At 68.2% G+C, this 26878-nt stretch carries 27 protein-coding genes and 1 pseudogene; 16 read left to right on the forward strand and 12 right to left on the reverse strand.

Features of this window, described 5'->3' with window-relative positions:
* Nucleotides 1-35 precede the first annotated feature (35 nt).
* The 4 genes from Hhyl6_RS18135 to Hhyl6_RS18150 all read left to right on the forward strand — a co-directional run bounded on the left by Hhyl6_RS18135 (nucleotide 36) and on the right by Hhyl6_RS18150 (nucleotide 2657).
* Complete coding sequence (locus tag Hhyl6_RS18135; RefSeq protein ID WP_483740650.1) at nucleotides 36-791, forward strand: DUF2797 domain-containing protein; 756 nt, start codon at nucleotides 36-38, stop codon at nucleotides 789-791.
* A gap of 63 nt (nucleotides 792-854) precedes the next feature.
* Nucleotides 855-1871, forward strand: coding sequence for a DUF7490 domain-containing protein (locus tag Hhyl6_RS18140; RefSeq protein WP_483740651.1), 1017 nt, complete (start codon nucleotides 855-857; stop codon nucleotides 1869-1871).
* On the forward strand, nucleotides 1868-2197 hold the full coding sequence (locus tag Hhyl6_RS18145; RefSeq protein ID WP_483740652.1) for a DUF8060 family membrane protein: 330 nt from the start codon (nucleotides 1868-1870) through the stop codon (nucleotides 2195-2197). The genes Hhyl6_RS18140 and Hhyl6_RS18145 overlap by 4 nt, the downstream gene beginning before the upstream one ends.
* Nucleotides 2198-2237: 40 nt before the next feature.
* On the forward strand, nucleotides 2238-2657 hold the full coding sequence (locus Hhyl6_RS18150) for a hypothetical protein (protein ID WP_483740653.1): 420 nt from the start codon (nucleotides 2238-2240) through the stop codon (nucleotides 2655-2657).
* Nucleotides 2658-2737: 80 nt separating this feature from the next.
* On the opposite strand, the gene Hhyl6_RS18155 is transcribed toward Hhyl6_RS18150, so the two are convergent.
* From Hhyl6_RS18155 to Hhyl6_RS18175, 5 genes are read right to left on the reverse strand one after another with little or no spacing between them, the layout of a single operon-like run.
* Complete coding sequence (locus Hhyl6_RS18155; RefSeq protein WP_483740654.1) at nucleotides 2738-3088, reverse strand: helix-turn-helix transcriptional regulator; 351 nt, start codon at nucleotides 3086-3088, stop codon at nucleotides 2738-2740.
* 28 nt (nucleotides 3089-3116) lie between these two features.
* Nucleotides 3117-3854, reverse strand: coding sequence for an NRDE family protein (locus tag Hhyl6_RS18160; RefSeq protein ID WP_483740655.1), 738 nt, complete (start codon nucleotides 3852-3854; stop codon nucleotides 3117-3119).
* A 54-nt stretch (nucleotides 3855-3908) separates the two neighbouring features.
* Nucleotides 3909-5390 carry a class I adenylate-forming enzyme family protein gene (locus Hhyl6_RS18165; RefSeq protein WP_483740656.1) on the reverse strand — a complete coding sequence of 494 codons (1482 nt, stop codon included), beginning with the start codon at nucleotides 5388-5390 and terminating at the stop codon, nucleotides 3909-3911.
* Complete coding sequence (locus tag Hhyl6_RS18170) at nucleotides 5383-6429, reverse strand: mandelate racemase/muconate lactonizing enzyme family protein (protein ID WP_483740657.1); 1047 nt, start codon at nucleotides 6427-6429, stop codon at nucleotides 5383-5385. The genes Hhyl6_RS18165 and Hhyl6_RS18170 overlap by 8 nt, the downstream gene beginning before the upstream one ends.
* A complete protein-coding gene (locus tag Hhyl6_RS18175) occupies nucleotides 6426-7385 on the reverse strand; it encodes a 1,4-dihydroxy-2-naphthoate polyprenyltransferase (RefSeq protein WP_483740658.1) in 960 nt (319 codons plus the stop codon). The genes Hhyl6_RS18170 and Hhyl6_RS18175 overlap by 4 nt, the downstream gene beginning before the upstream one ends.
* 154 nt (nucleotides 7386-7539) lie before the next feature.
* On the opposite strand from Hhyl6_RS18175, the pseudogene Hhyl6_RS18180 reads away from it, so the two are divergent.
* A pseudogene (locus Hhyl6_RS18180) lies at nucleotides 7540-8993 on the forward strand (ATPase domain-containing protein).
* Nucleotides 8994-8999: 6 nt separating this feature from the next.
* Nucleotides 9000-10790, forward strand: coding sequence for a PAS domain-containing sensor histidine kinase (locus Hhyl6_RS18185; RefSeq protein WP_483740659.1), 1791 nt, complete (start codon nucleotides 9000-9002; stop codon nucleotides 10788-10790).
* Here the strand turns inward: Hhyl6_RS18185 and Hhyl6_RS18190 are convergent.
* Nucleotides 10784-11728, reverse strand: a complete 945-nt coding sequence (locus tag Hhyl6_RS18190; protein ID WP_483740660.1) for a 1,4-dihydroxy-2-naphthoyl-CoA synthase — start codon at nucleotides 11726-11728, stop codon at nucleotides 10784-10786. The genes Hhyl6_RS18185 and Hhyl6_RS18190 overlap by 7 nt on opposite strands.
* Nucleotides 11729-11811: 83 nt before the next feature.
* Between Hhyl6_RS18190 and Hhyl6_RS18195 the strand changes: the two genes are divergently transcribed.
* From Hhyl6_RS18195 to Hhyl6_RS18205, 3 genes are all read left to right on the forward strand, one after another.
* Complete coding sequence (locus Hhyl6_RS18195; protein WP_483740661.1) at nucleotides 11812-12108, forward strand: DUF8066 domain-containing protein; 297 nt, start codon at nucleotides 11812-11814, stop codon at nucleotides 12106-12108.
* Between the two features lie 61 nt (nucleotides 12109-12169).
* A complete protein-coding gene (locus tag Hhyl6_RS18200; RefSeq protein WP_483740662.1) occupies nucleotides 12170-13069 on the forward strand; it encodes a J domain-containing protein in 900 nt (299 codons plus the stop codon).
* A gap of 37 nt (nucleotides 13070-13106) precedes the next feature.
* Nucleotides 13107-13922 carry a S1C family serine protease gene (locus tag Hhyl6_RS18205; protein WP_483740663.1) on the forward strand — a complete coding sequence of 272 codons (816 nt, stop codon included), beginning with the start codon at nucleotides 13107-13109 and terminating at the stop codon, nucleotides 13920-13922.
* Here Hhyl6_RS18205 and menD read toward each other — a convergent pair.
* Both menD and Hhyl6_RS18215 read right to left on the reverse strand, forming a co-directional pair.
* On the reverse strand, nucleotides 13906-15684 hold the full coding sequence (gene menD / locus Hhyl6_RS18210; RefSeq protein ID WP_483740740.1) for a 2-succinyl-5-enolpyruvyl-6-hydroxy-3-cyclohexene-1-carboxylic-acid synthase: 1779 nt from the start codon (nucleotides 15682-15684) through the stop codon (nucleotides 13906-13908). The two genes, Hhyl6_RS18205 and menD, sit on opposite strands and share 17 nt — an antisense overlap.
* 5 nt (nucleotides 15685-15689) lie before the next feature.
* Nucleotides 15690-17027 carry an isochorismate synthase gene (locus Hhyl6_RS18215; RefSeq protein ID WP_483740664.1) on the reverse strand — a complete coding sequence of 446 codons (1338 nt, stop codon included), beginning with the start codon at nucleotides 17025-17027 and terminating at the stop codon, nucleotides 15690-15692.
* Nucleotides 17028-17239: 212 nt separating this feature from the next.
* Here Hhyl6_RS18215 and Hhyl6_RS18220 point away from each other — a divergent pair, with 212 nt between their 5' ends.
* Both Hhyl6_RS18220 and Hhyl6_RS18225 read left to right on the forward strand, forming a co-directional pair.
* A complete protein-coding gene (locus tag Hhyl6_RS18220; protein WP_483740665.1) occupies nucleotides 17240-17455 on the forward strand; it encodes a ribbon-helix-helix domain-containing protein in 216 nt (71 codons plus the stop codon).
* A gap of 73 nt (nucleotides 17456-17528) precedes the next feature.
* Nucleotides 17529-17810: a UPF0058 family protein gene (locus Hhyl6_RS18225; protein WP_483740666.1), complete on the forward strand. Its 282-nt coding sequence runs from the start codon at nucleotides 17529-17531 to the stop codon at nucleotides 17808-17810.
* Nucleotides 17811-17854: 44 nt separating this feature from the next.
* Here Hhyl6_RS18225 and Hhyl6_RS18230 read toward each other — a convergent pair whose 3' ends face one another.
* Nucleotides 17855-18370, reverse strand: coding sequence for a winged helix-turn-helix domain-containing protein (locus Hhyl6_RS18230; protein WP_483740667.1), 516 nt, complete (start codon nucleotides 18368-18370; stop codon nucleotides 17855-17857).
* Nucleotides 18371-18565: 195 nt separating this feature from the next.
* A complete protein-coding gene (locus tag Hhyl6_RS18235; protein WP_483740668.1) occupies nucleotides 18566-19360 on the reverse strand; it encodes an enoyl-CoA hydratase/isomerase family protein in 795 nt (264 codons plus the stop codon).
* Nucleotides 19361-19456: 96 nt separating this feature from the next.
* Between Hhyl6_RS18235 and Hhyl6_RS18240 the strand changes: the two genes are divergently transcribed.
* From Hhyl6_RS18240 to sod, 3 genes are all read left to right on the forward strand, one after another.
* Nucleotides 19457-20860 carry a cryptochrome/photolyase family protein gene (locus Hhyl6_RS18240; RefSeq protein WP_483740669.1) on the forward strand — a complete coding sequence of 468 codons (1404 nt, stop codon included), beginning with the start codon at nucleotides 19457-19459 and terminating at the stop codon, nucleotides 20858-20860.
* A gap of 173 nt (nucleotides 20861-21033) precedes the next feature.
* Entirely contained in the window at nucleotides 21034-22686 is a 1653-nt protein-coding gene (locus Hhyl6_RS18245) for a histidine kinase N-terminal 7TM domain-containing protein (protein ID WP_483740670.1), read from the forward strand.
* A gap of 186 nt (nucleotides 22687-22872) precedes the next feature.
* Complete coding sequence (sod, locus tag Hhyl6_RS18250) at nucleotides 22873-23484, forward strand: superoxide dismutase (RefSeq protein ID WP_483740671.1); 612 nt, start codon at nucleotides 22873-22875, stop codon at nucleotides 23482-23484.
* A 49-nt stretch (nucleotides 23485-23533) separates the two neighbouring features.
* Here sod and Hhyl6_RS18255 read toward each other — a convergent pair whose 3' ends face one another.
* Nucleotides 23534-25213, reverse strand: coding sequence for a histidine kinase N-terminal 7TM domain-containing protein (locus tag Hhyl6_RS18255; RefSeq protein WP_483740672.1), 1680 nt, complete (start codon nucleotides 25211-25213; stop codon nucleotides 23534-23536).
* Between the two features lie 82 nt (nucleotides 25214-25295).
* Between Hhyl6_RS18255 and Hhyl6_RS18260 the strand changes: the two genes are divergently transcribed.
* A complete protein-coding gene (locus Hhyl6_RS18260) occupies nucleotides 25296-25565 on the forward strand; it encodes a DUF5827 family protein (protein WP_483740673.1) in 270 nt (89 codons plus the stop codon).
* Nucleotides 25562-26380 (forward strand): ATPase, encoded by an 819-nt coding sequence (locus Hhyl6_RS18265; RefSeq protein WP_483740674.1) that lies wholly within the window; start codon nucleotides 25562-25564, stop codon nucleotides 26378-26380. Before Hhyl6_RS18260 ends, Hhyl6_RS18265 begins: the two co-directional genes overlap by 4 nt.
* Before the next feature lie 4 nt (nucleotides 26381-26384).
* Here Hhyl6_RS18265 and Hhyl6_RS18270 read toward each other — a convergent pair whose 3' ends face one another.
* Entirely contained in the window at nucleotides 26385-26837 is a 453-nt protein-coding gene (locus Hhyl6_RS18270) for a DUF302 domain-containing protein (RefSeq protein ID WP_483740675.1), read from the reverse strand.
* Between the last annotated feature and the right edge of the window lie 41 nt (nucleotides 26838-26878).

The raw sequence follows: 26878 nt of genomic DNA on the forward strand, positions 1-26878 counted from the left end.
GTAGCCCTTTGCCGGTCGCTCGCTAACCCCTGGCCGTGCAGGTCGTCGGGTACCGCTCGCGCGTCGAAGACCACGCCGCACTCCTCCTCGCGGACGAGGGGAGCGTCACCGTCGAGCGACTGGACCCGGGGACCGAACTCACCTACGCGCTGGGGGAGCGGTACTGCGCCGGGGCCGTGGACGGCGAGACCCACTACGCGTGCGACGCAGCGGACGCGCCCTACTGTCCCGAACACACCAGCAGATGGCCCTGTGCCCGGTGTACCGGCGACTGTAACAAACCCATCGAGGCCTGCGACGAGGAACACGCCGTCTATCTGGCGGCCTTCGCACCCGATACTGTCAAAGTCGGCGTCACCCGGTCGTGGCGCCTCGAAACCCGGTTGCGAGAGCAGGGTGCCGACAGGGCGGCGTACCTCCGGACCGTCGCCGACGGCCGCATCGCCCGCCAGATAGAGGCCGACATAGCCGCCGACGTCGGCGACCGGGTCCGGGTCCCGACGAAGATAGCGGGCCTCCACGAGTCCGTCGACGAGGAGTTCTGGTCGACACTCGTAGACGAGTACGAGGCGGTGGCGACCTACGACTTCGAGTACGGCCTCGACCTCTCGGAGCGGCCGATGGCGGAGACGCTGGCCACGGGGACGGTCCGCGGGACGAAGGGGCGCGTCGCCGTCCTCGACAACAACGGGAGCACGTACGCCGTCGACTTGCGTGCCCTCGTGGGTTGGGAACTCACCGAGGGCGGCACCGACCGCGACCTGCAGTCGAGTCTCGGCGCGTTCGTGTAGGTTCTCTCCGCGCGGTTCTGTTCACACACAAAACACTTACCGAACGGTGTCGCGTTCACACTCGTGCGACGCGAAGTACTCCTCGCTGGGGCCATCGCCCTCCTCACGCTGACGATGGTCGCCAGTGCGATGGCGGTCCCCGGCGTCCTCTCGGAACCGACCGAAGACGTGCGTCGGAGTCATCTCGACCTCCGAGAGTCCTACGTCGACGCCCACGACGTCTCCGGCGAGACAGTGACGCTCTCGCTCACGTCCAGCCTCGAACACCGGGGCGGGACGGCCGAGAACGTCACCGCCGTGACGCGTGCCATCGACGCCGACACCGGACTGGTAGCGACGACAGAGCGACAGTCGCTCGGAGACGTCAGCGGCGACAGAGACGTCACCTTCACCCGGAACCTCACCGTCGAACGCGACGGCGACTACCGCATCGAGACGACGGTGTACGAGGACGGCCGGCGCGTGTCCGTCCAGCGACGGACGGTCCGCAACGTCGACGCGCTCACCCCCGCGTACGCCCGTTCGACGGTCTCCTTCCACCGGTTCGAGAACGCGAACACGCCGCTCCGGGCCATCTCGTACCGAATCGTCGACGTCGAGAACAACGAGACGACGCTGAACGTGACTGCCTATCTGACCAACAGCGGCGACGACCCGGCGGGCGGCCTCTCGCTGCGGATGCGCGCCCGGCAGGCGGAGTCGAACGTCGTCGCCGACGAGTCGGCGCTCGAAGTGGGACAAATCCGCCCCGGCCGCACGCAGACCGTCAGCACCACGCTGACCGCCCCCGACGGCTACAACTACTGGCTCGACGGCATCCTCCAGTCCGACGGCGTCATCGTCGCCACGGAGAGCGCACCCGCGAACCTCGACCCACAGGAGACGCTAACCGAGAACGAGACGCGTCGCGACGTCGGGTTCGACTCCGGCGACTTCGAGGAAGCGACGGAGGCACCGGAAGCGATGACCGAACGAGCGGAGGCGACGACTGCCGGCGGGAGTGGTCCCGGCTTCACCGCACTCGCCGCGATGATTGCGTTCGTCCTCGCGACGCTCGGACTCGTACGGAGACACGCATGACCGAGGAACCCACCACCGAATCGACTGCACCGCCAGACGAGCGACAGGACGACTCCGACGCTCCGCCCCGTCCGCCCGACGACTCCCCGCCGTCGACAGACGCCGGCGGCGGCCGCTCCGCCGTCGAGTACGTCGAGTGGGCGGCGTTGGCCGTCCTCATCCTCGTCGCGCTGGTCGCCACCGTCCGGTTCTACTTTGCGGTGTCGGCGGCCGTCGACACGTTCGTCACCCACCGGTACCGACCGCTGTTCATGGCGGGATTCAACCTCGTCGTCCTGCTGGCCTGCGGCGTCGGCCTCTCGGCGCTCGTGCGCCGGTTGACCTGACACGACAACCCTTTTCAGCGGCCCGAGCGAACGGCGAGGCATGGCAGACGACGAACCCGAGAACACGGACGACGCGGCCGAGTCGAGCGAGAACGGCGACGAGGAGAAGTCCTTCCGCGAGCGAGTCGAGGAGATTCGCCAGAAGCGCGCCGAGGAGCGCGAGGAGGGCGAAGAGGGCGAGATGAGCCGCGAGGAGCGCATGGAGGAGATGATGGGCGGTGGCGGCGGCCCCGGCGGCATGGGCGGCGGCGGCAACCCCTTCGCACAGATGATGGGCGGCATGATGGGCGGCGGCCCCGGCGGCCCCGGTGGCATGGGTGGCGGCCCGCCCGGACACGCCCGCGAAGAGGAGAGCGGGGGCGACAACGAGGAACTGACCCGCGAGATTCGGAAACTCCGCGACGAGGTCCACGACGTGCGCCGTTCGCTGGACCGCATCGCCGACGCGCTGGAAGACTGAACTGACGCGGCCCTTTCTCTCCCCTGCCGGTAGGTAGCGACCGCTACGGGACGTCGAATCCGCGAGAAGTGGTCGACCGTTCAGCTCTGGTAGGCGAGGTTCATGACCCACTGCGAGAACGCGTCGTCGTGCGGGTCGACCTCCTCGTCACCGATGAACGGGGATAGCTGGTCGCCGGCCATCAACAGCGAGAAGTCGAGGTCGCGGGCCGCGGGCGTGAGGTGGTACGTGTTGTGTCCCTCGTACACCGTCTCCTCGCGCTGGATGAATCCCTTCTCGAAGAGGGACTCGACGATACGACTGCCTTTCCGGGAGGAGACGTCTAACTCCTTCCAAAAGTCGCTCTGGTGGATGCCGCCGGACTCGCGGATGAGCTCCAACCCGGCTCGCTCGTCCTCGGAGAGGTCCGCCTCCGACGTTGCCGTACTCATGTATCATGTACAACCGACGGTCGGGCGCTTAAATCTGACCTTCGACCGGGTGGTAGTCGGTGGTGCAGGGGGGCCCGTCGGCGAAGTCGTAGCGCTGGCCCTCGCTGAGGGCGACGAGCGATGACGACCGGGTGCCGAAGCCGTCGCCGTGGACGCAGACGCCGTAGTCGTGGTCGGCGATGGTTTCGCCCGCGCGGTCGAGCCACGCGTCGGCGCCCTCGCCGGGTTCGACCTGCATGGCCTCGCGGAGTCGGTCGGCGTTCACGGCCTGCTGTTCGCCCACGTCTGGGCGGTGACTAGGAATCCGGTAGTCGCCGTCGGCGCCGACGTTGACGACGACGTGGACGCCAGGTTCGAGGTTCCGGACCGCGAGTTGGCCGTCCCACTCCAGCAGCACGGCGGCGTTCTCGTCGGCCAAGAGGAGGTTGAACCCCGCGTACTCGGCCTCACGGGTGGCTCGTTCGACGGCGCGGGCGGCGTCTTCGGCCGTCTCGTGGCTCAGGCAGTCCCGGACGAGGAGGCCGCGCGACCGCTCGCCGGCGAGGTCGGCGTCCACCCAGCGGTTGGTGACGGCCGCGAGCAGTCCGTGTTCGTTGTAGCCTTCCCACGTCCCGTCCGCTTCTGCGTCGGCCGGTGCGACGACGCGGGACCCCCAGTGTCGGACGGCAGGCGGTTCCGACGGGCGGTCGACTCGCTCGTCACGGTTCGCGGCGAACGCGACGGGCGTTCCGTCGAACACCTGCCACGCGAGGACGATTGTACACACGGGAGTGAGTAGGCGATAGGGGGAGAAAACGGCTTGGGCGGCGACCGTCGACAGTCACTCCCGTAACCGCTCGCGCACGGCGTCGCGGTCGACGGTCCCCGACGCAGTTCGAGGAAGCGCGGGTGCGACCCGGACCGTCTTCGGCACCTCGTAGGCGGCCAGTTCCGCTCGGCAGTGTTCCCGGACCGTCTCCGGGTCCACGTCCCCGACCACCAGCGCGGCCACGCGTTCGCCCCACTCCGCGTCGGGGAGGCCGACGACGGCGGCGTCACTCACGCCGGGGCACTCGCGGATGGCGGCGGCGACGACGCTCGCCTCGACGTTCTCCCCGCCGGTGACGATTCGGTCGTCCACCCGGCCGACGACCCACAGTCGCCCGTCCTCGTCGCGGTACCCCCGGTCGCCCGTGTGGAACCCGTAGGGGCCGAACGCCGCCGCAGTTCGGTCCTCGTCGAGGTAGCCCGGCGTCACGGTGGGACCGTCGACGACGAGTTCGCCGGGTTCGCCCGGCCCGACCGGGTCGCCGTCGGCCACGACGGTCACGTCGGTACAGACGAGGGGTTGCCCGACCGTCTCGCGGTGGGCGAACGCAGTCTCCGGACGGGCGGTCGCAATCTGTGAGGCCGCCTCGGTCATCCCGTAGGTCGGACAGACGGGCACCTCGCTGTCGCGACAGCGGTCCACCAGTTCGGGGCTGGCGGGACCGCCGCCCAGCAGGACGAACCGGAGTTCGGGGTCCGGCGACCATCCCGAGTCGAGCAGTCGTCCGAGCATCGTCGGGACGAGGGAGACGGCCGTCGCGTCGTGTTCCGAGAGCACGCGGGCCGTCGCCGCCGGGCCGAACGACCGCTGGACCACCACCGCGGACCCGTAGAGAGTGGCACGGACGAACGGCGCTAGCCCGCCCATGTGGTAGGTCGGCAGACAGACCAGCCAGCGGTCCGCCGGGTCGACCCCCAGTCTGAACGCCGAGGCCGTGGCGCTCGCCACGAGGTTGCCGACGGTCAGGCGGACCCCCTTCGGGTCGCTCGTCGTCCCGGAGGTGAACAGGACGAGTTGGGTCGCGTCCCGGTCGAGTTCGACCGGTTCGACCCCCGAGGAATCTGCCTCGATGCCGGCCACGTCCGCCGTCGTCGGGTCGTCCACCGAGACGACCGGGCAGTCCGCGACGCGCGTCGCCAGCCGTTCGGTTCCGCGTTCGCAGACGACCGCCTCGGCGTCCAGCGCGGCTAACTGGGTCGAGAGGCTGTCGGCGTCGAGGTCGACGTTGAGCGGTGCGATGGTCGCGCCGACGCGCATCCCCCCGAACAGGAGGCGAGCGACCGCTGGGCGAGTGTCCACCAGCGTCGCGACGGTGGCACCGGGCGTGTCGAGTCGCCCGGCGAGCGTCGCGGCCACGTCTCCGGCCCGCCGGTCGAGGTCCCGGTAGGTCGACGTCTCGCCCGATTCGGCGTCTATCAGCGCCGTCCGTTCCGGCGTCGTCCGCACTCTGTGAGTCAGGAGGTCCCGAGTCGGCCACGCTACCGGGTCACGCATCTGGACCCACCTCCGCCGGGTCGACGCCGAGGCCGGGCGACTGCGGAACGGTCGCACGCCCGCCGGAGACCGTCGAGGGGTCCGGTCCGAGGTCCCTCTCCAATCGGTCGCCGGTCGCCAGTCCGCACGCACCGACCTTCGGAATCGCGGCGGCGACGTGGAGCGCGGCCAGTCGCCCGAGGACCCCGTCGATGGTCGTCGTGACGACGGGTTCGATACCCCGCTCGCGGGCCCGCATCGCCAGCGTGTACGCGGTTCCCGGCCCGCCGAGGACCATCGGTTTGAGTATCAGCACGTCGGCGGCGTCGGCCTCGAAGAGTGCGTCGGCACGCCGTTCGACCAGCGACTCGTCGAGTGCGACGCCGACCGGGCCGCCACGGAGCGCCGTGTGCCCCGCTATATCGTCGGCTGGGAGTGGCTGTTCGACGTACTCGACGCCCAGTTCGGCGAACGCTTCGAACGCCGTCTCGGCCTCGTCGCCGGTCCACGCCCCGTTGGCGTCGGCCCGGAGCGTAACGCTCTCTCCGACTCGCTCTCTGACGGCCTCGACCCGCGTCACGTCCTCGGACACCGAGCGGGCACCGACCTTCAGCTTACAGCAGTCGAACCCGTCGTCTATGGCGTCGGCTACGGCCTCGGCGGTCTCCGCCGGGGTCCCGTCGCCCACTGTGGCGTTGACCGGGACCGTGTCACACCGTCGGCCGCCGTCGAACCAGCGGTACAGCGGTACGCCGTCGGCCCGTGCGTCGGCGTCGAGAAGCGCCGTAGCGAAGCCGTGTCGGGCGGCGGGGGCATCGGCGGCGTCGAGGGCGCGCATCGCCGCGGTGTGGCCGCCGTCCGGTTCGGCCCCGGCCGCCTCGTCGAGGGCCGCCCGGCACGCGTCCAGCGACTCGGTCCACCCCGGGAGCGGCGTCGCCTCTCCCACGCCCGTCTCTCCGCGGTGGTCGTACCGGACGACGACCCCCTCGCGCTCGCGTATCGTTCCGCTGGCCGTCGTCAGGGGCTCTCGAAGCGTGAGCGAGAACGGTGCCGTCCTCATAGCACCTGCGGGATGGCGAGGCCGGCGGCGAACAGGAGGGAGTGGAGGAACAGCGTCTGCCCTATCCGCTCCAGCGCCGGGTTGAGTGCGGCCCCGTCGGTGTTCGTCAGCACCGTCTCCGTGGTTCTGGCCGCCAGCGGGAGCGAGAGCAGGGGTGCCAGCGCCGGTAGACCGTACGCCGGGTCCGCGGCGAAGACGAGCGGGACGACGTACGCCATGCCGACGAGGGCGAGGAACTCGGCTCGACTCCACCGGTAGCCCATGTAGACGGCCAGCGTCTTCTTCCCGGCGGCCATGTCTGTCTCCCTGTCACGGACGTTGTTGACGACGAGGATGGCCGTCGAGAGGCCCGCGGCGGGGAGGCTAGCGACGACGGCGGCCAGCGTGACACTGCCCGTCGGCAGTGTCATCGGGAACGTGCCGACGCCGGGCATCGTCGCGACCGCTTGCACGTAGTACGTTCCGGTGACGGCCGCGAGGCCGAAGTAGACGAAGACGAACAGGTCGCCCAGTCCGCGGTAGCCGTACGGGAAGGGGCCGCCGGTGTAGAGGATGCCAGCGGCGATACCCGAGAGGCCCACGACGACGATGGGGAGGCCCCCGACGGCCACGAGGTAGACGCCCACGACGACGGCCAGCGCGTACGTCAGTACCATCGCCCGCTTGACCGCGTCGGGTTCGATGAGTCCCCCGGCCGTGACCCGGGTGAACCCCTCTCGGTCGTCTGTGTCGGCCCCCTTCACCGCGTCGTAGTAGTCGTTCGCGAAGTTCGTCCCCACCTGTATGAGGAGGGCGCCGACGAGGGCCGCCACCGCCGGGAGCGGCGCGAACACGCCCGCGTGGACGGCCAAGCCGGCCCCGACGACGACGGGGGCGGCCCCCGCGGGGAGCGTCTGCGGGCGGGCGGCCATCAGCCACGCCTTCCGCTTCGAGACGTCTGCCGTCGCTGTGCTCATTGCCCGTGACTCGGGACGCTACACCCAAAGCGACTGTGGTTCGGTGGTTCCGCTCGTCTCCAGTGTGACTAGGTGCTAACTGACTCGTCCGAGACTGGTCGCCGTCTAGTACGTTAGCGGATACGTTTTTGCGTCCAGACACGTTAACACACCTATGACCGGTTTCGAGAACGAGCGAGTGTCGAGCGGGATACCCGGACTCGACGAGGTTCTCGATGGAGGATTCATCAGCGAGCGAACCTACACGATACGCGGTGATTCGGGGACTGGCAAGACTATCCTCGGGTACCACTTCCTGACAGAGGGCGTCGAAAACGGTGAGACCGCGCTGTTCCTCGCGTTCGAGGAGCGGGCCGACGACGTCGCCGCCAACGCGGCCTCGCTGGGATTCGACACCGACGACGTCGTGGTCGAGGACATGAGTCCCTCCTCGGAGGCGTTCCTGCAGGAGGACCAGTACAGCGTCTTCGAACCCGGGAAGTGGAGGGGACCTCCATGCTGGCACGGGTCTCCGAGGCCATCGACGCGCACGACCCGGACCGCGTGTTCATCGACCCCCTGACGCTGTTGCGCCACCTTTCCCCCGACGAGTACCAGTTCAAGCGCACGGCCGCCTCGATGATGCGGTACCTCAAAGAGCGGGGCGTGACGACGCTGTTCACCACCCAGTCGACTGCCCTCCAGTCCGACCACGACCTGCAGTACCTCAGCGACGGGTCTATCACGCTCCGACGGTCGGAGTACGGGCGCGAACTCGAAGTCGAGAAGTTCCGGGGGTCCGACTTCAGCGGCGGTCCGCACAGTTTCCGAATCGAGGGCGAGGGTGGCATCTCGGTGTTTCCCAGCGTCGTCCCCGGGACCCCCTCGCACGACTCCGACTACGAGACGCTCTCTTCGGGCATCGAGTCGCTGGACTCGCTCCTCGGGGGCGGTATCGAACGGGGGAGCATCACTCTCGTCAGCGGCCCCAGCGGCGTCGGAAAGTCGACGACCGGGACGGCGTTCCTCCGCGCGGCGGCCCAACGGGGGGCGGTGGTGAACGCGTACCTGCTGGAGGAGACGGAGAACAGTCTCCGGCATCGCTCGGAAGCCATCGGTCTCGGCCTCGACGAACTGTCGTCCGACGGGCAGTTCCGACTCACCGAGGTCGAACCGCTCACCATCTCCGCCGACGAGTTCGCCAACGTCGTCCGCGAGGACGTGGCGGCGAACGGAACCGAGTTCGTGCTCATCGACGGGACTGCCGGCTACCGGATGGCACTACGGGACGAGACAGAGAGCCTGCAGGCGGAGTTGAACGCGCTCTGTCGGTACCTGCGGAACGAGGGCGTGACCGTGCTCCTCAGCGACGAGGTCAGTTCGGTCACCGGGCCGTTTCAGGCCTCCGACACGCAACTCTCGTATCTGGCCGACAACGTCGTCTTCGTCCGCTACATCGAGGTAGACGGCGAGATACAGAAGGCCATCGGCGTCCTGAAGAAGCGCTTCGGCGACTTCGAGGCCACCCTCCGCCAGTTCAGTATCGACGGCGACGGCATCCACGTCGGCGATACGCTGGACGACTTGCGGGGTGTGCTCACCGGGACACCGACGAAGCAGTCCGAGTGACCGTCTATGACACACGACACCCCCGATTTCGACGACGTCCTCGGGAGGCGAGAGCGGGCGCTGCTCCTCGTCGAGAACGACCGGGACCGGGAACTCGTCGCCGAGCAGTTCTCGGAGACGACGGTCGTCACCCCCGACTCGCTCGACGACCTGCCGCAGTTCGACATCTGTCTGGTCGACACGCGCACGTACCGACGGGTCGCCGACCGCTTGACCGAGCGGAAAGCCGAGTCGAACCCGACGTTCCTCCCGGTGTTGCTGGTCCTCGGACCGTCCGACTCCGAACGGCACCTGCGCACGCTTCCGAGCGGCGTCGACGACGTGCTACGGGTGCCGACTGCAAAGCAGGTGTTTCGGAACCGGGTCGAGTCGCTGTTGCGCATCCGCCGTCAGTCCCGCCGACTGACTCTCTTTCGCCGGGCGATGGACGCGGCCGTCACGGGCCTCACCATCGCGCGGGCCGACGGCGACCAGGAGTTGGTGTACGTCAACGACGCGTTCGTCGAGCTGACGGGATACGACCGCTCGGAGATTCTCGGTCGCAACTGCCGGTTTCTGCAGGGTCCCGACACCGACGATGAACCGATACGGGAGATGCGAGCAGCCATCGACGAGGGTGCCCCCGTCACCGTCGAACTCCTGAACTACCGCCGCGACGGGACCCCGTTCTGGAACCACGTCGAGATTGTCCCGATATACGGCCGGGACGAACCGACGCACTTCGTCGGGTTTCAACAGGACGTCACCGAGCGGGTCGAGCGCACGCGAACCCTCCGACGGTACGAGCAAATCGTGCGGGCCGCCGGCGACCCCATCTACACGCTCGACGCCGACCTCGAGTTCACGCTGTTGAACGAGGCCACCGTGGCCCTCGCCGGCGAGGAGAGAGACGACCTGCTGGGCGAACACGTCAAATCGGTGCTGGGCAGACGCCACGCCGGGGCGCTCGCAGACGCAATCCTCGAACTGGCTGGCGACGGGACCGACCAGACGACGATAGAGACCGTAATCCCCGACGCTCGGGGCCGGGACCGGACGTACCAGACGGCAGTGGCGATGATACCGGGGTCGGAGTTCGACGGCGTCGTCTGCGTGAGCCGCGACGTGACCAGCCACCGCGAGCGAGAGAACCGACTGTCGGTGCTCGACAGGGTCCTCCGGCACAACCTCCGGAACAAACTGCACGTGGTGCTGGCGCAGGTGGAGTTCGTCCGCGAGGCGTCGGACGACGAGGCTGTCCTGACGCCGGCCGCGGCAATCGAGCGGGCCGCGGGGGACCTCCTCGGCCTCGGCGAGACGGCCCGTGAGTTCCACGACACGCTGGACCCCGGAGAGAGCGACAGCGTGCGGCCGACCGACTTAGTCCCGCACGTCGAACAGGTCGTCGAGGAGACGCGACTCGGCAACGACGGAGTGTCCGTCCGTGCTACCCTCCCCGACTCGGCGTGGGCGTGGGCTCACGCGTCGGTCCAGATGGCGCTGGGCGAACTGCTGGACAACGCCGCAGAGTACGGGGGGAGCGGTGTCGAAATCGACGTGGCCGTCGAGGTGACCGGTGACCGTGTCGTCGTCACAGTCGGGGACGACGGACCGGGGATGACCGAGACGGAGCGACGGGCGCTCACCGCCGGCGTCGAATCGGAGTTACAACACACCACCGGCCTCGGCCTGTGGTTCGTCCGGTGGATGACGGTCAACAGCGGCGGGTCGTTGGCCGTCCGGGACAACGCCCCCACCGGCACCGTCGTCGAACTCCGGTTCCCGCGTGCGGAACCACCGGCGCCGAACCGTCAGTAGTGCCACGGCACGTCGTCGAAGTCGGGTTTCCGTCCCTCGTTGAACGCGTCGCGCCCCTCCTGTGCCTCGTCGGTCATGTAGGCGAGACGGGTCGCCTCGCCGGCGAACACCTGCTGGCCGACCATGCCGTCGGAGTCGAGGTTGAACGCGTACTTCAGCATCCGCATCGCCGTCGGTGACTTCTCGTTCATGCGCTCGGCCCACTCGATTGCCACGTCCTCTAACTCCGCGTGTGGCACCACGTCGTTGACCATCCCCATCTCGGCCGCCTCGTCGGCGTCGTACGTCTTCCCGAGGAAGAACACCTCGCGGGCCTTCTTCTGACCGACCTGCCGGGCGAGGTACGCAGAGCCGAACCCGCCGTCGAAGGACCCCACGTCGGGGTCTGTCTGGAGGAACTTCGCGTGTTCCTCGCTGGCGAGCGTGAGGTCACAGACCACGTGCAGGGAGTGGCCGCCCCCGACTGCCCACCCCGGGACGACGGCGACGACTGGCTTCGGGATGTGACGAATCTGGCGCTGGACTTCGAGGATGTGGAGGCGGCCGACGTTCTCGGGGGCGTCCTCGTCGTCTTCGTCTCGCGGGTCGCTTCGCTCCCCGCTCGTCTGTCCCGAGTCGCCCGGCGACTCGCTGTACTCGTAGCCGCTCTCCCCGCGGATGCTCTGGTCGCCGCCGGAGCAGAACGCCCACCCGCCGTCCTTCGGTGACGGGCCGTTGCCGGTGACGAGGACACAGCCGACGTCGGTGAGCCGTTTCGCGTGGTCCAACGCCTCGGAGAGTTCGTCCACCGTCTCCGGGCGGAAGGCGTTGCGGACCTCGGGGCGGTCGAAGGCGATGCGGACCGCGCCCGTCTCCGTCGAGCGGTGGTAGGTGATGTCGGTGAAGTCGAACCGCTCGATAGGCTCCCACCGGTCCGGGTCGAATAGCTCAGAGACCATACCGGGCATGACGGTGGACGGCGCAAAAAGATTCCCAGTGCCGTCGAAACGCTTTCGGCGCGGCCACCCGTCAGCGCACGTGCATGCCCTCCAACTCCGCCGACCGAACGCTGAAAGCGGGACTCGCCGTCCTCTCGGTGCTCGTCCTCGCGTACAGTCTCGTCATCGTCCAACAGATACTGCTCGGCCTGTTCGCCATCGCCGCAATCTGGGGCGTCTACCTCTTCTATCACCTCATCCGGGTGCTCGCCCGCATCGCGTCGGCACTGGAACAGCTAGCGGTCCAGCGTACCGACGGGGGCCGAGCGAGCGACAGGGTGGCCTTCGACGGAGACGAGAGAGTGCCCGACCGGGAGCGCGAACTAGAACGGGAGTCCTGAGGTCTACAGCGGGAGGATTTATGCGCCGCTGTGGCAGACTATGGTTTAGTTCACCCCCGACATGAGCGAGACGTTCTACGACCTACTCGGCGTCGCCGAGGACGCGACGACCGACGAGATAGAGTCGGCTTACCGGGAGCGCTTGAAGCAGGCGCACCCGGACGTGAGCGACGCCGCGGACGCCCGAGCGGTCACGAAGGCGCTCGTCGAGGCGCGTGACGTCCTCGCCGACGAGGAAGAGCGGGCGCGCTACGACCGTCTCGGCCACGACGCCTACGTCGGTACGGCGTCCTCGGTGGACGAGAGCACCGTCGCCTCGGCGGCACGGACGGCCGGGTACGGCGAGTCCGCCGATTCGGCTTCGGACGAGGGGACGTCGGCGGGGTCCGCCGCCACCTCCCGTGGAAACCGCGCCGACCGAGAGCGACGCGCCAGCGAGCGAGTCCGGGCCGACCGAGCGGCGAGCGGCGACGCCGGCGGTCCGAGCGGGGACGACACCGACGCCGCCGAAACCGGCGCCCACAGCGCGAGACCCGGCGACAGCGGCGGGTACGCGGACGGCGGCGGTGCCGCGACGTGGCGCTCCGGCAGGACCTACGCCGTCAGGGCGGACGTCCAACCCGGCCGGAGGTACGACAGCCTCGTGCCCAGCGGCCGGGAACTGACGCTGTTGGGCATCGTCTTCGCGCTCTACCCCGTGTTGCTGTTCAGCGCCCTGCTCCCGGCGTTCCCGCTGTTCGTCAACGTCGTCATCGGCGCCTGTGCCGTCCTCGTCGTCGGCTACCTCCAGTCGATGCCGCGAATCGCGCTGTTGGTGTTCGGGGCGTGGAGTTTGGTCACGCCGCTGGCCCTCGTGGCGCTGAACGTCGGTCTCCTCTCGCTCGTCGGCGTCGTCGCCCTCTGTGGGACGTGGCTCCCGTTCGGCTTCTCGGTGCTCACGTACTCCGTCCTGCGACTGTAGAAGTAGACCTATGTGGGCACGGTCCCGTCCGGAGAGTATGGACCAGCGTCGCCGCGCGTTTCTCGCATCGGTCGCCGCGACTGTCGGGCTATCGGGGTGTAGCCGGGTAGTCGACGTGGAATCCCCGTCGGTACCGGTCGGCGAGAGACCGTCGGACGTGTCGGCGAACCCGCAGTCGGCGTCGCAGTCGACGCGGCCGACGCGAACGGAGGGAGAGCCAGTCGACGAGACGTTCAGCCGGGATGTTCGTGCGCGGGCGTCGGAGGTGGGAACCACTGTTCGGGAGTCGGTGGTCGTCCTCCGAGACGGGAACCGCGGCGGGACGGGGTGGTTCGTCGGCGACGGCGAACTCGTGACGAACGCCCACGTCGCGGACGGGTCGCCGACGCTGTCGGTCGAGACGTTCGACGGGCGGACCGGGACCGCAGAGCGGGTCGGCTACCACGAGGACTTGGCGCCCGACGTCGCGTTGCTGGAGACGGACCTGTCCGGTTCACCGCTGCCGCTGGGGGACGTGGGTGACCTCTCCCGGGGCGACCCCCTCGTCGCCGTCGGTCACCCGAGCCGTCTGGGAGAGTGGATACTCAGCCTCGGCCGCTATCTGCGGGTCCTGGACGGCATCGATTGGCTCCTCTCGACGGTGCCCACCCAACAGGGGAACAGCGGTGGACCGCTGGTCACGCTGGAGGGTGAGGTCGTGGGCGTCGTCTCCGGGTCGACGACCGGGACTCGGGGCGAGCGCCCGGATTACAGCAGAAACGAGACGGCGTTCACGGAGTTCCCGGAGATAGAGGAGCAGACCACGTCGGTCCCCGTCGACGTCCTCGAAGAGTCGCTCAGCGAGTGGCGATAGTCTCCCGAACGCGGGCGGTCAGGTCGTCCCTGACCGCGTGACTCGCTTCGGCGTCGAACGGGACTTCCACGACCTGCGTACCGTCTCGGCCGACCGAGTCCGCGAACGCTTCGCGGAACGCCTTGCGGCCCTCGACGCTGGTGAACGACAGGTCGTAGAGGTCTCCGGTCGGCGAGAAGTCGAGACCGTGCGGCGTCTTGAACTGGGGTTCGAAGGTGTCGTGGTCCTCGATGGGGAGGACGTGGAAGATGCCGCCGCCGTCGTTGTTGAGGAGGACTATCGTGGCGTCGACACCGCACCGACCGAGCGCCAGCAACCCGTTCATGTCGTGGTAGTACGCGAGGTCACCGGTGGCGAGGACGAGGGGGTCGTCGGTGGCGCTCCCCGCGCCGAGCGCCGTCGACGTGACGCCGTCGATGCCGCTGGCACCGCGGTTGCCGAGGACCGTGAGGTCGGCCGTCCGAGGCACCCCGAACCGGTCCAAGTCACGGACGGGCATGCTGTTCGAGACGAACAGCGTCGCCGGGTCGGGCAGGTCTGCCGCCACGTCTGCTAGCACGCCCCCCTCCCAGTACCGGTCCGAGAGGGTCTCGGCGACGGCCTCTCGGTGGATGCGCTCGGCCCGTTCGAACCGGTCGCGCCACCCGTCGGTGGCCGGGTCCGTCACCCGGGCGGCGATGCCCTCGGCGACGGCGTCCGCGTCGGCGACGAGGTGGTCGCTCGCGGTGAACTCCGCCTCGGTCCACCCACCGGACGGGTCGACCACGACCTGTCGGCAGTCCGCGTCCCGGAGGTAGTGGCGGAGGGGTTTGGAGGTCGGCGAGGCCCCGAAGCGGACGACGAGGTCCGGGTCGGGCCACGACTCGGTGGCCTCGGACCCGAGGTAGGCGTCGTAGCCGCCACAGACGGGCGGGTCGAGATGCTCCACGTGCGGTCCGAAGCGCAGGTCAGAGAGCGGGTCCGCGAGCACCGGGAACCCCGTGGCGTCGGCGAGGGCTTCCAGTGCTGCCGCGCTCAGGCCGGCGTCGTCGGGGCCGGCGACGACGAGGCCGCAGTCTACGGACTCCACCGCTCGTGCGAGTCGGGCCAGTTCCGCGGCCGGTGGCTCGACGACGCCCTGCGTCGTCCTGACGAAGGGACCGTCCCGTCCCGACGCGGCGAGTGCGTCACCGTCGGCCCAGTCCGCCGGGACGCCGTCCGGGTCGTCGTCCGGCACCGTCGTCGGTTCGAGCGGCTTCCGAAACCGGCAGTTGAGGTGGACTGGGCCGGGGTCGGCCCCGGTCGCCTCTGCGAGCGCCCGGGCCATGGTCGTCCGGAGCATCCGCACCGCCCGGGGTCTGGCCGCCGGTTCCGGCATGTCGCGGTACCAGCGGACCGCGTCGCCGTACAGTTTCTCCTGGTCGACGGTTTGGTTCGCGCCGCTGTCGATGAGTACCGGCGGTCGGTCGGCGGTCAGGAGGAGCATCGGCACGCCCGACTGGTTCGCCTCGACGACCGCCGGGTGGAAGTTGGCCGCGGCTGTCCCGGAGGTACAGACCAGCGGCGTCGGGTCGCCGGTCCGCTTGGCCCGCCCGAGCGCGAAGAACGCCGAGGACCGCTCGTCGAGGTGGGAGTAGACGGTCACGCCGGGGTGCTCGGCGAAGGCCACTGTCAGCGGCGTCGAGCGACTGCCCGGCGAGACACAGGCCGCATACACGCCGCCGGCGACGAGTTCCTCGACGAGCGTCTCGGCCCACAGCGCGTTGACGTTGGGGTGGCTCACGTCGGTCACTCCAGTTCGTCCAGCATCGGTCGGTACTTCAGTTGGACCTCGTCCCACTCCCGGTCCGGGTCGCTGTCGGCGACGATGCCGGCCCCGGCGAACAGGGTGGCGAGTCGACCCTGTGCGACCGCCGAGCGGATACCGACGGCGAAGGTGCCGTTGCCGGCGGCGTCGACCCACCCGATAGGCGCGGCGTACCACCCTCGGTCGAACGCCTCCGTCTCGCGGATGGTCCGGAGCGCCTCGTCCGGCGGGAGGCCCCCGACGGCGGGCGTCGGGTGGAGCGCCTCGACGAGCGAGAGAACGTGCTCGTCGCGCTTCAGTTCCGCCGTGATAGATGTCCGGAGGTGCTGGACCGTCGCCAACCGACGGACCGTCCGGTCGCCGATGCGGACCGAACTCGCGAACGGTTCCAACTGGTCGCGGATGGCCTCGGCGACGAGTTCGTGTTCGTGCGTGTCCTTCTCGCTCTCGAGCAGTTCCGCGGCCAGCCACTCGTCCTCTGCGGGCGTGTCGCCTCGTCCGGTCGACCCGGCAAGCGCCTCCGTCCGCACGGTTCGGCCCCGGAGGGAGACGAGCCGTTCCGGCGTCGCACCGAAGAACGTCCCGCCCTCGGAGGGGGCGAGCATGAAGCGGTAACAGTCAGGGTAAGTCGCGGCTAACCGGTCGAGTACCGACGGCACGTCGAGGTCCGACCGGAGGCTCACGCGCAACGCCTGCGCGAGGACCACTTTCTGCAGACTCCCGCGTTCGACGCTCTCCAGCGCCGCTCCCACCTGGTCGCGCCACGTCGCCTGCGAGGGCGTCCGTTCGCGGGACTCGATGCCGGGCGGTCCGGCGGGGTCGTCGTCCCCGGCGTCGGTCAGTCGTTCGCGCCACGATTCCAGCCGTCTGTCGGCGTCCGCCGCCGCCGACGGCCCCGTTCCGGTCGTCGTGAGCCACGTCTTCCCGTTCGTTCGCGTCACCTGCACCTCGGGGAGAAAGAACGCCGCGCCCGGAAACCCGCCCCACGGTGAGTCCTCGGACTCGTGGTCGCCCTCGTGGAAGGCGAAGCCCCCGAACAGCCGGGGGCGGGCGACGCTCGGGAGGTCGACGGGGACGTCACAGCGGTCGAACAGCGCCGTCGCGGCCGACTGCACGTCGGAGAACCGCGACGCGCCCTCGGCGGTGACGCTGGCGGCGGCCCCGCCCGCCGCTATCGACTCACTCCCTGTCGCCCACGCGAAGCGCGGCCGAGCGTCGGTTTCGAGGACGGTCCGCGGTGCCCCACGCTCGATTCGACAACCGCGTGTGACGACAGCAGTCTCACCCACCGTCGACTCGTCGCCACGCAGAGGTTCCATCACCCCTGTCTTAGGATTGGGACCCTTTGAGCCTGACTATACCCTCGACCGGTCGACCTGCCGTGGCGTCTCGGGCACTCGATTCCCAAATCGAGAAATTAATCTCCGGTTTCGAGAATCGAATCCGGAGTAATCTGGAGGCTGGGTTTGCGAAACGCGTAACTACCCCCGTCAAATTTAAATAGGGCTTGGTCAAAGGAGGCAACGTTGCGATGCCAAAGGTAGAGATCAACATCCCGGAACACCTCGAAATGCAGATCGCCCAACTGGTCGAGCAAGGCGAGTTCCTCAACCGCGAAGAAGCCATCGAAGACCTCCTCTCGACCGGACTGAAGGCGTACAAGACGTCCGGTCCGCAGGACGAGGAGGAAGAACCAGGGTTCGAGGACGACGGTATGATGGGGCACGACGACGAGTACGTCTTCTGAGTATCGAACAGTGACAGTCTGGTATCCCTTCTCAAGCAATTCTTATACGAGTCCCGTCGCATAGCACACGACAATGCACAAAGACGAGCTTCTGGAGCTACACGAACAGATGGTGACGATTATGGAGTTCTTCCGGGACGAGATGGACAGCGTCGACCCGAGCCTGTTCGACCCCTATCAAGAGCTAGACGTCCGACCCTCTGACGTGCACAAGTCGAAGAGCGAGCACAAGCACGCCGTCTTCGTCCTCGGGAACGCGCTGGCGACCGCGATGAGCGAGGACGAGTTCTCGGACGCCGGCCGGGTCGGCAAACGCATGAAGGAACTGGCCGAAGACGCCGAGCGCAAACTGTAACCGGCCACGGCAGTCGTCTGCCTGCTATCTCTCTAGCCGTCTTTCTACTCGTCCTCGTGTAGCTCCGTGAACATCTCCGGGTCGGTCCGGAACTTCAGCACGTTGTGGACGACGGAGTTACGAACGTTCTGGACGACTTCGCCGTGGTCCTTGTAGAACTCGTGAATCCACCGGGACTCGGCGGTTCGCGTCGGAAACATCATCACCGACTTCCACTGGTACTCGCCGTCGGAGAGAAAGTAAAACAGCGTGTGCTTGTCGTCGCGAATAGCCACCATCGCGTCGTGCCACGCGTCGGCGAAGTGTTCCGGGTTGAACTTGAACTCGAACAGCGCGAAGTTGAACAGCGACTCGTTGGGGACGATGGCCTCCCGGAAGACGTCTTCCTCTCGCATCTTGCGGATTGACTCGCTGACGGTGACGTGCGAGACGTCGATGCAGTACTCGCTCTCCAAGATGCCCGCCAACTCTCGCGACGAGCGCTGTGGGTCGGCCGCAAGTTCCCGAAGTATGTGGACGTCGCGCTCCTTGAACTCCCAGTCCGGCGTCTCGGCTACCATACGGACACTCCTCTGTCACGGGATTTGACAGTTGCGTCTGTCACAGTTTTTCCGTCGGGTCCGGCGGTACGGGAACGACGAGACGGGGGGTCGTCTCGGTCGGCCGAGAGTCGGACCGTGCCTGCCGTCATACGGGAACGGTCAACTGGTTCGTTGATACGGATTGATGAATGGCGGTGGCCTGCCCTCTGTCGGTCAGCGCCCTTCGAACTCCGGCGAACGCTGCTCCATGAACGCCGTCGCGCCCTCCTCGTGGTCGGCCGTCGTGAACGCGAGACCCTGTGCGGTGGCCTCGTTCTCCAGCGCTTGCTCGAAGGTGGCTTCGGTGCCGCGGTCGAGCAACTGCTTGGCTTGGGTCAGCGCGACCGTCGGCCCCTCCGCGATGGTCGAGACGACGTTCTCGACGCCGGCCTCGAACTCATCGGCCTCGAACAGTCGGGTGAAGATACCCAGTTCGCGGGCGGCGTCCGCGTCCAGCAGTTCGCCGGTGAAGACGAGTTCCTTGGCCTTGTTCGGGCCGACGAGGCGCGGCAGGAAGTACGAGACGCCGGAGTCGATGGCCAGACCGACCCGCCGGAACCCGAAGCCAATCTTCGCGTCGGGACTGGCCAACTGCACGTCGCAGGCGAGTGCGAGGCCGGCGCCGGCCCCGAACGTCGCGCCGTCTATCTTCGCTACCACCGGGATACGGCAGTCGTGGACCGCCTCTATGGCACCGTGGATGGCCGAGACGACGAGTTCGACGCGCTCCGCGGGGGGTTGGTCGCCGGCGACGCCCTCGACCATCGCGCCCACGTCGCCACCGGCACAGAACGCCGGGCCGGCGCCTTCGAGGACGACACAGCGAGCGTCGCTGTCGGCGATGGTCTCGAAGCGCTCCAGCAACCGCTCGGACGTCTCCTCGGCGAGGGCGTTGCGCACGTCCGGTCGGTTCAACGTCACCGTCGCCACGTCGTCCTCGATAGTCAGGAGGACGGCATCTTCTGGCATACCCGCGACCACCGGGCCCGGCGAGATAACTCTGCCGCCGGTCCGACCAAACCCTGTTGGGTGCGGCTTTTTGACTGGGGCGTCCCATCCCGACGTATGCGTCTTCACTGGCATCGGCGAGACCTCCGTGCGGACGACAACGCGGGTCTCGTCCCGGCGAGCCCCGACGACCCGGTCGTCCCGGTGTTCGTCTTCGATTCGGACGTGCTGACACACGCCGGCCCGCCGCGGGTGGCGTTCATGCTCGACGCACTCGCCGGCCTCCGGTCGTGGTACCGCGAGCGCGGGTCGGACCTCGTCGTCGCCCACGGGGACCCGCGGACGGTCCTCCCGGAACTCGCCGCGGAGTACGGCGCGGACAGGGTGACGTGGGGGAAGGATTACTCGGGTCTCGCCCGGGAACGGGACGCCGAGGTCCGGCAGGCACTCGACGACGCGGACGTGGCCCGGGAGGCCGTCCAGAATGCCGTCCTCCACGAACCGGGCGAGATTACGACCAACGACGGGGACCCATACAGCGTGTTCACCTACTTCGGTCGAAAGTGGCACGACAGGGAGAAGGCCGACCCGTACGACCCGCCCGCCGCGGATTCGCTGGCCGACGTCCCCGGCGACGACCTTCCGACGCTCGCGGACCTCGGCTTCGACGACCCGGAGGCGGACGTACCGCCGGCCGGGACCGACCGCGCCCGCGAACTCCTCGCCGCCTTCCTCGACGACGACGTCTACCGCTACGAGGAGCGCCGCGACTATCCGGCCGACGACTGCACCTCCCGCCTCTCGGCGCACCTGAAGTTCGGCACCGTCGGCATCCGCGAGGTGTACGCGGCCACTGCCGAGGCCAGAGACGCCGCCGAACCGGGGAGCGCCGAGGAGGAGTCGGTCGAGGAGTTCCAGTCCCAACTCGCGTGGCGGGAGTTCTACACGCAGGTCCTCTTCGCCAACCCGAACGTCGTCACGGCGAACTACAAGACGTACGCCCGCGACATCGAGTGGACCTACGACGAGGACCACCTGCGGGCGTGGAAGGACGGCGAGACGGGCTACCCAATCGTCGACGCCGGGATGCGCCAACTCCGCGAGGAGGCGTTCGTGCACAACCGCGTCCGCATGATAGTGGCCTCGTTCCTCACGAAGGACCTGTTGATGGACTGGCGGCACGGGTACGACTGGTTCCGGGAGAAACTAGTCGACCACGACACCGCAAACGACAACGGCGGGTGGCAGTGGGCCGCCTCGACGGGGACGGACGCACAACCGTACTTCCGGGTGTTCAACCCGATGACGCAGGGGGAACGCTACGACCCCGACGCCGAGTACATCAAGCGCTACGTCCCCGAACTCGAAGACGCGGACCCCGAGATAATCCACGGGTGGCACGAGGCGTCGCTGACCCAGCGCCGCAACGCCGCACCCGAGTATCCCGACCCCATCGTGGACCACAGCGAGCGACGTGCGGAGGCAATCGGGATGTTCGAGCGAGCGAGGGGTGAGAGCTGAGTATCGCGGCCCCGCCGGCCGCCTGGGGAACCGGATGCGAGGCGCGTCGGGAGTCGAAGCGAGCGACGAGCGCACGGACGGCAGTCGAACGTCGCGTGGGCGAACTGCGCCGTAAATTTCACCGCTTCGAACCAGTTACTTTTTGCGGGTGGCTGTGCGTACGTCGTACGAGAATGGTGGGGGACCTGTTCCTCGGGGCGTTGGGGCTAGCGGCGCTCTTCTGCCTCGTGGTGGTGGTGCTGACACTCCGGCACAGTTCGATGCCGGGAGCGATGCCGCTACTGGCCCTGTCTCTGGGCGAACTGTGGTGGATAGTCACCTACGCCGGGGAACTGCTGGCCGGGACGCCGCCGACGACGTTTCTACTGGCCCGCCTGGAGTGGGTCGGCGTCGTCGTGTTGCCGGTGGCGTGGGTCGCGTTCGTCCTCGAGTACACCGGCCGGGGTGAGTATCTCACTCGGGACCTGTTGCTGGCGCTCTCCGTCGTCCCGGCGGTGACGCTCGGAGCAGCGCTCCTCTCGTACGAGGGGACCATCCGCAAGGCCATCGAGACAGAGGCGTACGGCGGTGTGAGTGCCCTGACCGGCGGGTTCGCCCCCGTGCTGTGGCTGTTCGCGCTGTACGCGTGGCTCTGTGTCGGTTCGGGTGCGGTACTGCTCGTCGAGTTCGTCTTCGAACAGCGGTCCCTGTACAAGGGGCGCGCGCTCTCGCTCGTCGCGGCCGCGGTGGTTCCGGTCGGCGCGAGTTACGTCTTCGCCACCGACCTCGTCGACACGGCCGTCTTCGACCCGACGCCGATAGCGTTCGCGCTGTCGAGTCTGCTGGCGCTGGTCGCCATTCTGGAGTACGACATGTTCTCGCGGGCGCCGGTGTCGACACATCTCGCGTCCGGAACCGTCGTCGAGGCCATCGACGACCCGGTGTTCGTTCTCGACGGGAGTCGCGTCGTCGTCGACTGCAACCCCGCCGCCTGTTCGCTACTGGGGACCGACCGCCAGTCGCTCCTCGGGCGGACCGCCGCAGACGTGACCCTACTCGCGAATCTCGGCGACGTCCCGGGTACGACGGTCACCGTCGAGACGGGCGGTCGGGAGGCGCACTACGACGTCCAGACGGCACTCATCGACGGCGACGCCGACCACGTGTTCGGCGAGGTGGTGACGTTCCGGGACGTGACCGAACGGCGCGAACGGAAACAGCGCCTCGACGCTCTGAACGACGTGTTGCGGGCCACGATTCAGGAGGAGATGACGACCGTCCAGCGGGTTACCGACGACGAAGACGATATTTCCGACGTGGACGTCCTGCGGGAACGCGCCTCGGTCGCGTTGGACGTCAGCGACCGCGCCGCGGAACTGGCCACGATGGTCTCGCCCGAGGAGGGACCGCCGGCCGACATCGTACCGATAATCCACGAGGAGATAGACGCCGCCCGCGAGTGGCGCCCCGAGGTGACGTTCGTCCTCGAAGCCAGCCTCGGCGAGTGGGCCTACTGTAGCGGCCTGTTCGAACCGGTGTTCCGCGTCTCGCTACGCCACGCCGCCCAGCGGTCGCAGGCCGCCGACGCGGAGTCGGTCGTCGGCATCTCTGTCACCGCCGACGACGACAGCGTCACGGTGACGGTCAGCGATAGGGGCGTCCCGTTGACCGATCACGAACAGGCGGTCCTCCTCCACGGTGCCGAACCGCGACCGGCCGACCGGGACGACATGGGCCGGTGGCTCATCAACTGGGGAGTCGAACAGGCCGACGGCCGACTCTCCGTGGGGACGGACGGCTACCACACGGTACTGGAACTGACGTTTCCGCGGACCGTCCCCGAGTGAGCACCGAGGCAGTGCGGTTCGATTGGGCCGTCTGACACCTCACCTCGGCCTCATTTGGCGGCTGTCACGAACCGCGGTAGGCTGCCGTATCACGCCGTCGCCTGCCGGTGTCTGTGACGTGGTATCATCCTGCTCCTAAACGTTTAACAGTCGCGCGCACGACCGTTCATGTGGAGGCGATTTCATATGTCCGAACACTCCGAACCCGAACTGCCACCGCTTCCGTACGACTACGACGCCCTGGAGCCACACATCTCCGAGCAGGTGCTCACGTGGCACCACGACACCCACCATCAGGGGTACGTAAACGGGCTGGGGTCGGCGGAAGAGACGCTGGCCGAGAACCGTGAGTCGGGGGACTTCTCCTCGTCCGCCGGTGCGCTGGGTAACGTGACCCACAACGGCTGTGGCCACTATCTCCACACGCTGTTCTGGGAGAACATGGACCCCAACGGCGGCGGCGAACCCGAGGGCGACCTGCTGGCCCGCATCGAGGAGGACTTCGGCTCCTACGAGGGCTGGAAGGGCGAGTTCGAGGCCGCCGCATCGGCCGCCGGCGGTTGGGCGCTGCTGGTCTACGACCCCGTTGCGAAGCAACTTCGCAACGTCAAGGTCGACAAGCACGACCAGGGCGCGCTCTGGGGCGCACACCCCATCCTGGCCCTCGACGTCTGGGAGCACTCGTACTACTACGACTACGGTCCGGCCCGCGGCGACTTCATCGACGCCTTCTTCGAGGTCGTCGACTGGGACCACGCCGCGGCACAGTACCAGAAGTCGGTTGAGCACTTCGAGTAACGCTCCTCACCCGCACATTTTTTCGCGCGCAAACCGACCAGCCGACGGCTCACCCGTTGGAGTCCGTCACTCGGGCCGGTCTGGGACCGTCGTCGACGCCGGTCACGTCCACCCGGAACCCGCCGGCGGCGCTCTCCGTGGCCGTCACGTCCCAATCGTGACTCGCGGCGACGTGTTCGACGATTGCGAGGCCGAGACCGGTGCCCGACGACGACGTGGTGACGCCGTGGTCGAACACCGACGCCGGTTCGTCCTGCGAGACGCCCGGGCCGTCGTCGCCCACGGCGAACCCGTCGGCCGTCGCCGTCACGGTGACGGCCACCCCGTCCCCACCGTGTTCCACGGCGTTCCGAAAGAGGTTCTCGAACAGACGAAGCAACTGGTCTCGGTCGCCGGCGACCGTCCGGTCGCTCTCGACGGTCAGCGAGGCCGCCTCCGTCTCGACGTGCTCCCACGCCGCTCGCGCGAGCGCCGAGAGTGACTGTGGCTCCGACTCGACGGTCGTCTCGTCGCGTGCGAGCGCCAACACGTCCTCTATGAGCCCTTCCATCCGGTCGTGGGCGCGCTCGACCCGCCGGAAGTGTTCGTCGTCGCCGGTCTGCTCGGCGAGCGCGAGACTGCTGCTGGCGACGTTCAACGGGTTCCGGAGGTCGTGGGACACGACGCTGGCGAACTGGTCCAGTTGTCGGTTCCGGCGTTCGAGTTCCCGCTCTCTGAGCTTCCGGTCGGTTATCTCGTGGACGAGGAACACACGGCCGAGCAAGTCACCGTGGTCGTCGTACACCGGCGAGGCCTGCACGTCGAAGTAGCGGCCGCTCTGTTTCATGACCCGTTCCGCTCGCTCGGTCACGTCGCTCAGCGACTCGTACTGCTCGTAGAGGGCCGGCCACTCGCTCAACGCCTCTTCGACGCGTTTTCCGACCACGACGCTGTCTTCGAGCAGGGCTCTGCCGGCGTGGTTGGCCTCGACGAATCGCTCCTCGGTGTCGACGACGAACACGGCGCTGTTGAGCGAGTCGACGACCTCCCGGTAGGCGACCGGCGATATCTCGAGGAGACCCGCCTGCACGACGGTCCACGTCAGCGCGATACCCGTAACCGAGAACGCGACGGGCGTGGGGTCGAACCCGAGGTCACCGAACAGGTAGAGGCCGTTGGCGAACCACGGCGCGAAGATGGCGACGGCGAGGCCGTTCACCTGCTTCTGGCGAAGCGAGTCGGAAGTGAGTGCGAACTCGATGATGAGGGCGCTCGCCACCGCGACGAGGGCGTACGAGTAGGCGGCGTGGGCCCAGAAGACCGGCCCAGACTGGACAGTCCACCCGAGCATCGTCTCGCTCGACCGGCCGAGGGTAGTGTAGAGGAGACCGCGCGGTTCGACGGCCGAGACGGTCAAGAGGACCGCCGGCTCTATCGCCAGCGCGGCGTAGGTCCAGCGATTGCAGAACCGCTCGCGGCCGGTGTACGCGAGCGAGAACACGAACAGGCCCGCCACCACGACGACGATACCGACGTACCAGAGTCGCGACCAGAGCAGGGCCCACCGAGTCCCCCTCGTCGCGATGGCGGCGAACGCACAGACGCACCAGACGGACTGCCCCACCAGCAAGGCGGTCAGGGCGCCGGCCCCGTTACGGTCCCGTCGTTGCCAGACGTAGGCCGACAGCGCCGCGACGAACACCGCCGTCGCGAGGAGAAGGATAGCGTAGACGACGTAGACGGAGACCATCTGGCGAGTACTGTCTGTCCATCGTTATAGTGGTTCTGGCTGGTTCGAGGGATTTACCCACCCCCTCGGCGTACCAGCGGCCATGCCAGCCGAGAAGGCCGAATTCGACGACGTCCGCGCGTTCGAACTGCACGAACCCGAAGACATCCTCGACCCGGACCTGCTGTACACGATTCCGGAACTCGCGCGTCTGTTGCAGGGACTGCCCGTCGACGCCGAGTTGAGCGACTTCAACGAGTCGGTGTTCATCGACTGGGCCATCCCGTGGATGATTTACAATCAGGACAGTCTGGTGTTCGCCGAACCGGACGCCGAGGACGTGGTCGGCCTCTACGGCCTCGACGACAGATGAAGCTCCTCGTGGCCGGTGCCGACCGAGTCGACGCCGGCAAGACGACGTTCTCCGTCGGGTTGCTGGCTCACACCGGCGCTCGCGGGTTCAAACCGCGGGCCGGCAACAACTACTGGTTCGACCACGACGACTACGGCTACGCGACCGAACAGGGGCGACTGTTCGGCAAGGACGCCAAGCGACTGGCGGACGCGTCCCCGGGCGAGGTCCGGCCCGAGAGCATCAACGCGATTCACCGCCTCTGGCACCCGTCGCCCGGAGCGGGAACCGGGATTCTCGGGAGCGACCGCCGACAGTTCGTCGTGGACCGCGTCGGCGGCCGCGAGGGGTCCGGGGAGTTCGTCGTCAACGGCACCGTCGACCTGCCGGACTCCGTGGCCGAGCGACTGCCCGTGGCCGAAGCCCCCCGAGCCACCTCGCTCCCGGACTTCAACGACCTCATGGCGGCGATGCACGCCGACGCGCTGTCTGCGGTGGCGGCCGACATCGCCGACGCCGACCGTGCCGTCGTCGAGTCCTACGGCGACGTGGCCCGACCGCTCGACGGGTTCGAACCGGACGCCGTCGCCGTCGTCGAACCCGGTCGGGCCCGCTTCTACGACGGCCGACGCTACGCGAAGGCCTGCGAGGTTGCGACCGGCAGTCCCGGCGACGGGCAGTTAGAGGAACGGGTCGGGAACGTGGTCGACCTCATCGACCGGACGGGCGCGGTCAGACTGCCGGCCCTCGACGGCGAGACGCGGGCCGACCCCGACGCCGTCGCCGACGCCTACGACCACGCCTACGACGCGCTGTTGGCGACGGCGTTCGACTGACTCGTTACTCGACGCTGTCGAGGTTCGAGAACGCCTCGTCCACCAGTTCGCCCGTGTCGCTGACGATGTCCGCCATCACGTCGTCGTCCGGAGCCATCCCGAGAAGTCGGGCGGCGCGCATGATGCTGACGTGGTAGACGGTCTGGACGCCGGGTTCCTCCTGCCAGACGACGACGTTACACGGGAACAGCGCCCCGATGCGGTTCTCGGAGGCGTCGAGTGCCCGGTCGGCCATCTCCGGGTTGCACGCGCCGAGGACGTAGTACGGGTCACGGTCGGCGTCGATTTTCTCGTTGAGCAACTCCGAGGGCGAGAACTCGGTGGCGACGCCGAACCCGGCGTCGGTGAACACCTCGCGGACGTGTTCGATGGCGTCCTCGTGGTCCATCTCCAGGGTCGCTCGCTTCTCGCCGATGTCCTCTGGGTCGAGCGCCGACGGGTCTATCGGGAGTCCCATGGTCGACACGTCGGACGGTCGGGCCAAAGAGGTTTGGCCGC

The organism is Haloarcula sp. H-hyl6, assembly GCF_056934455.1.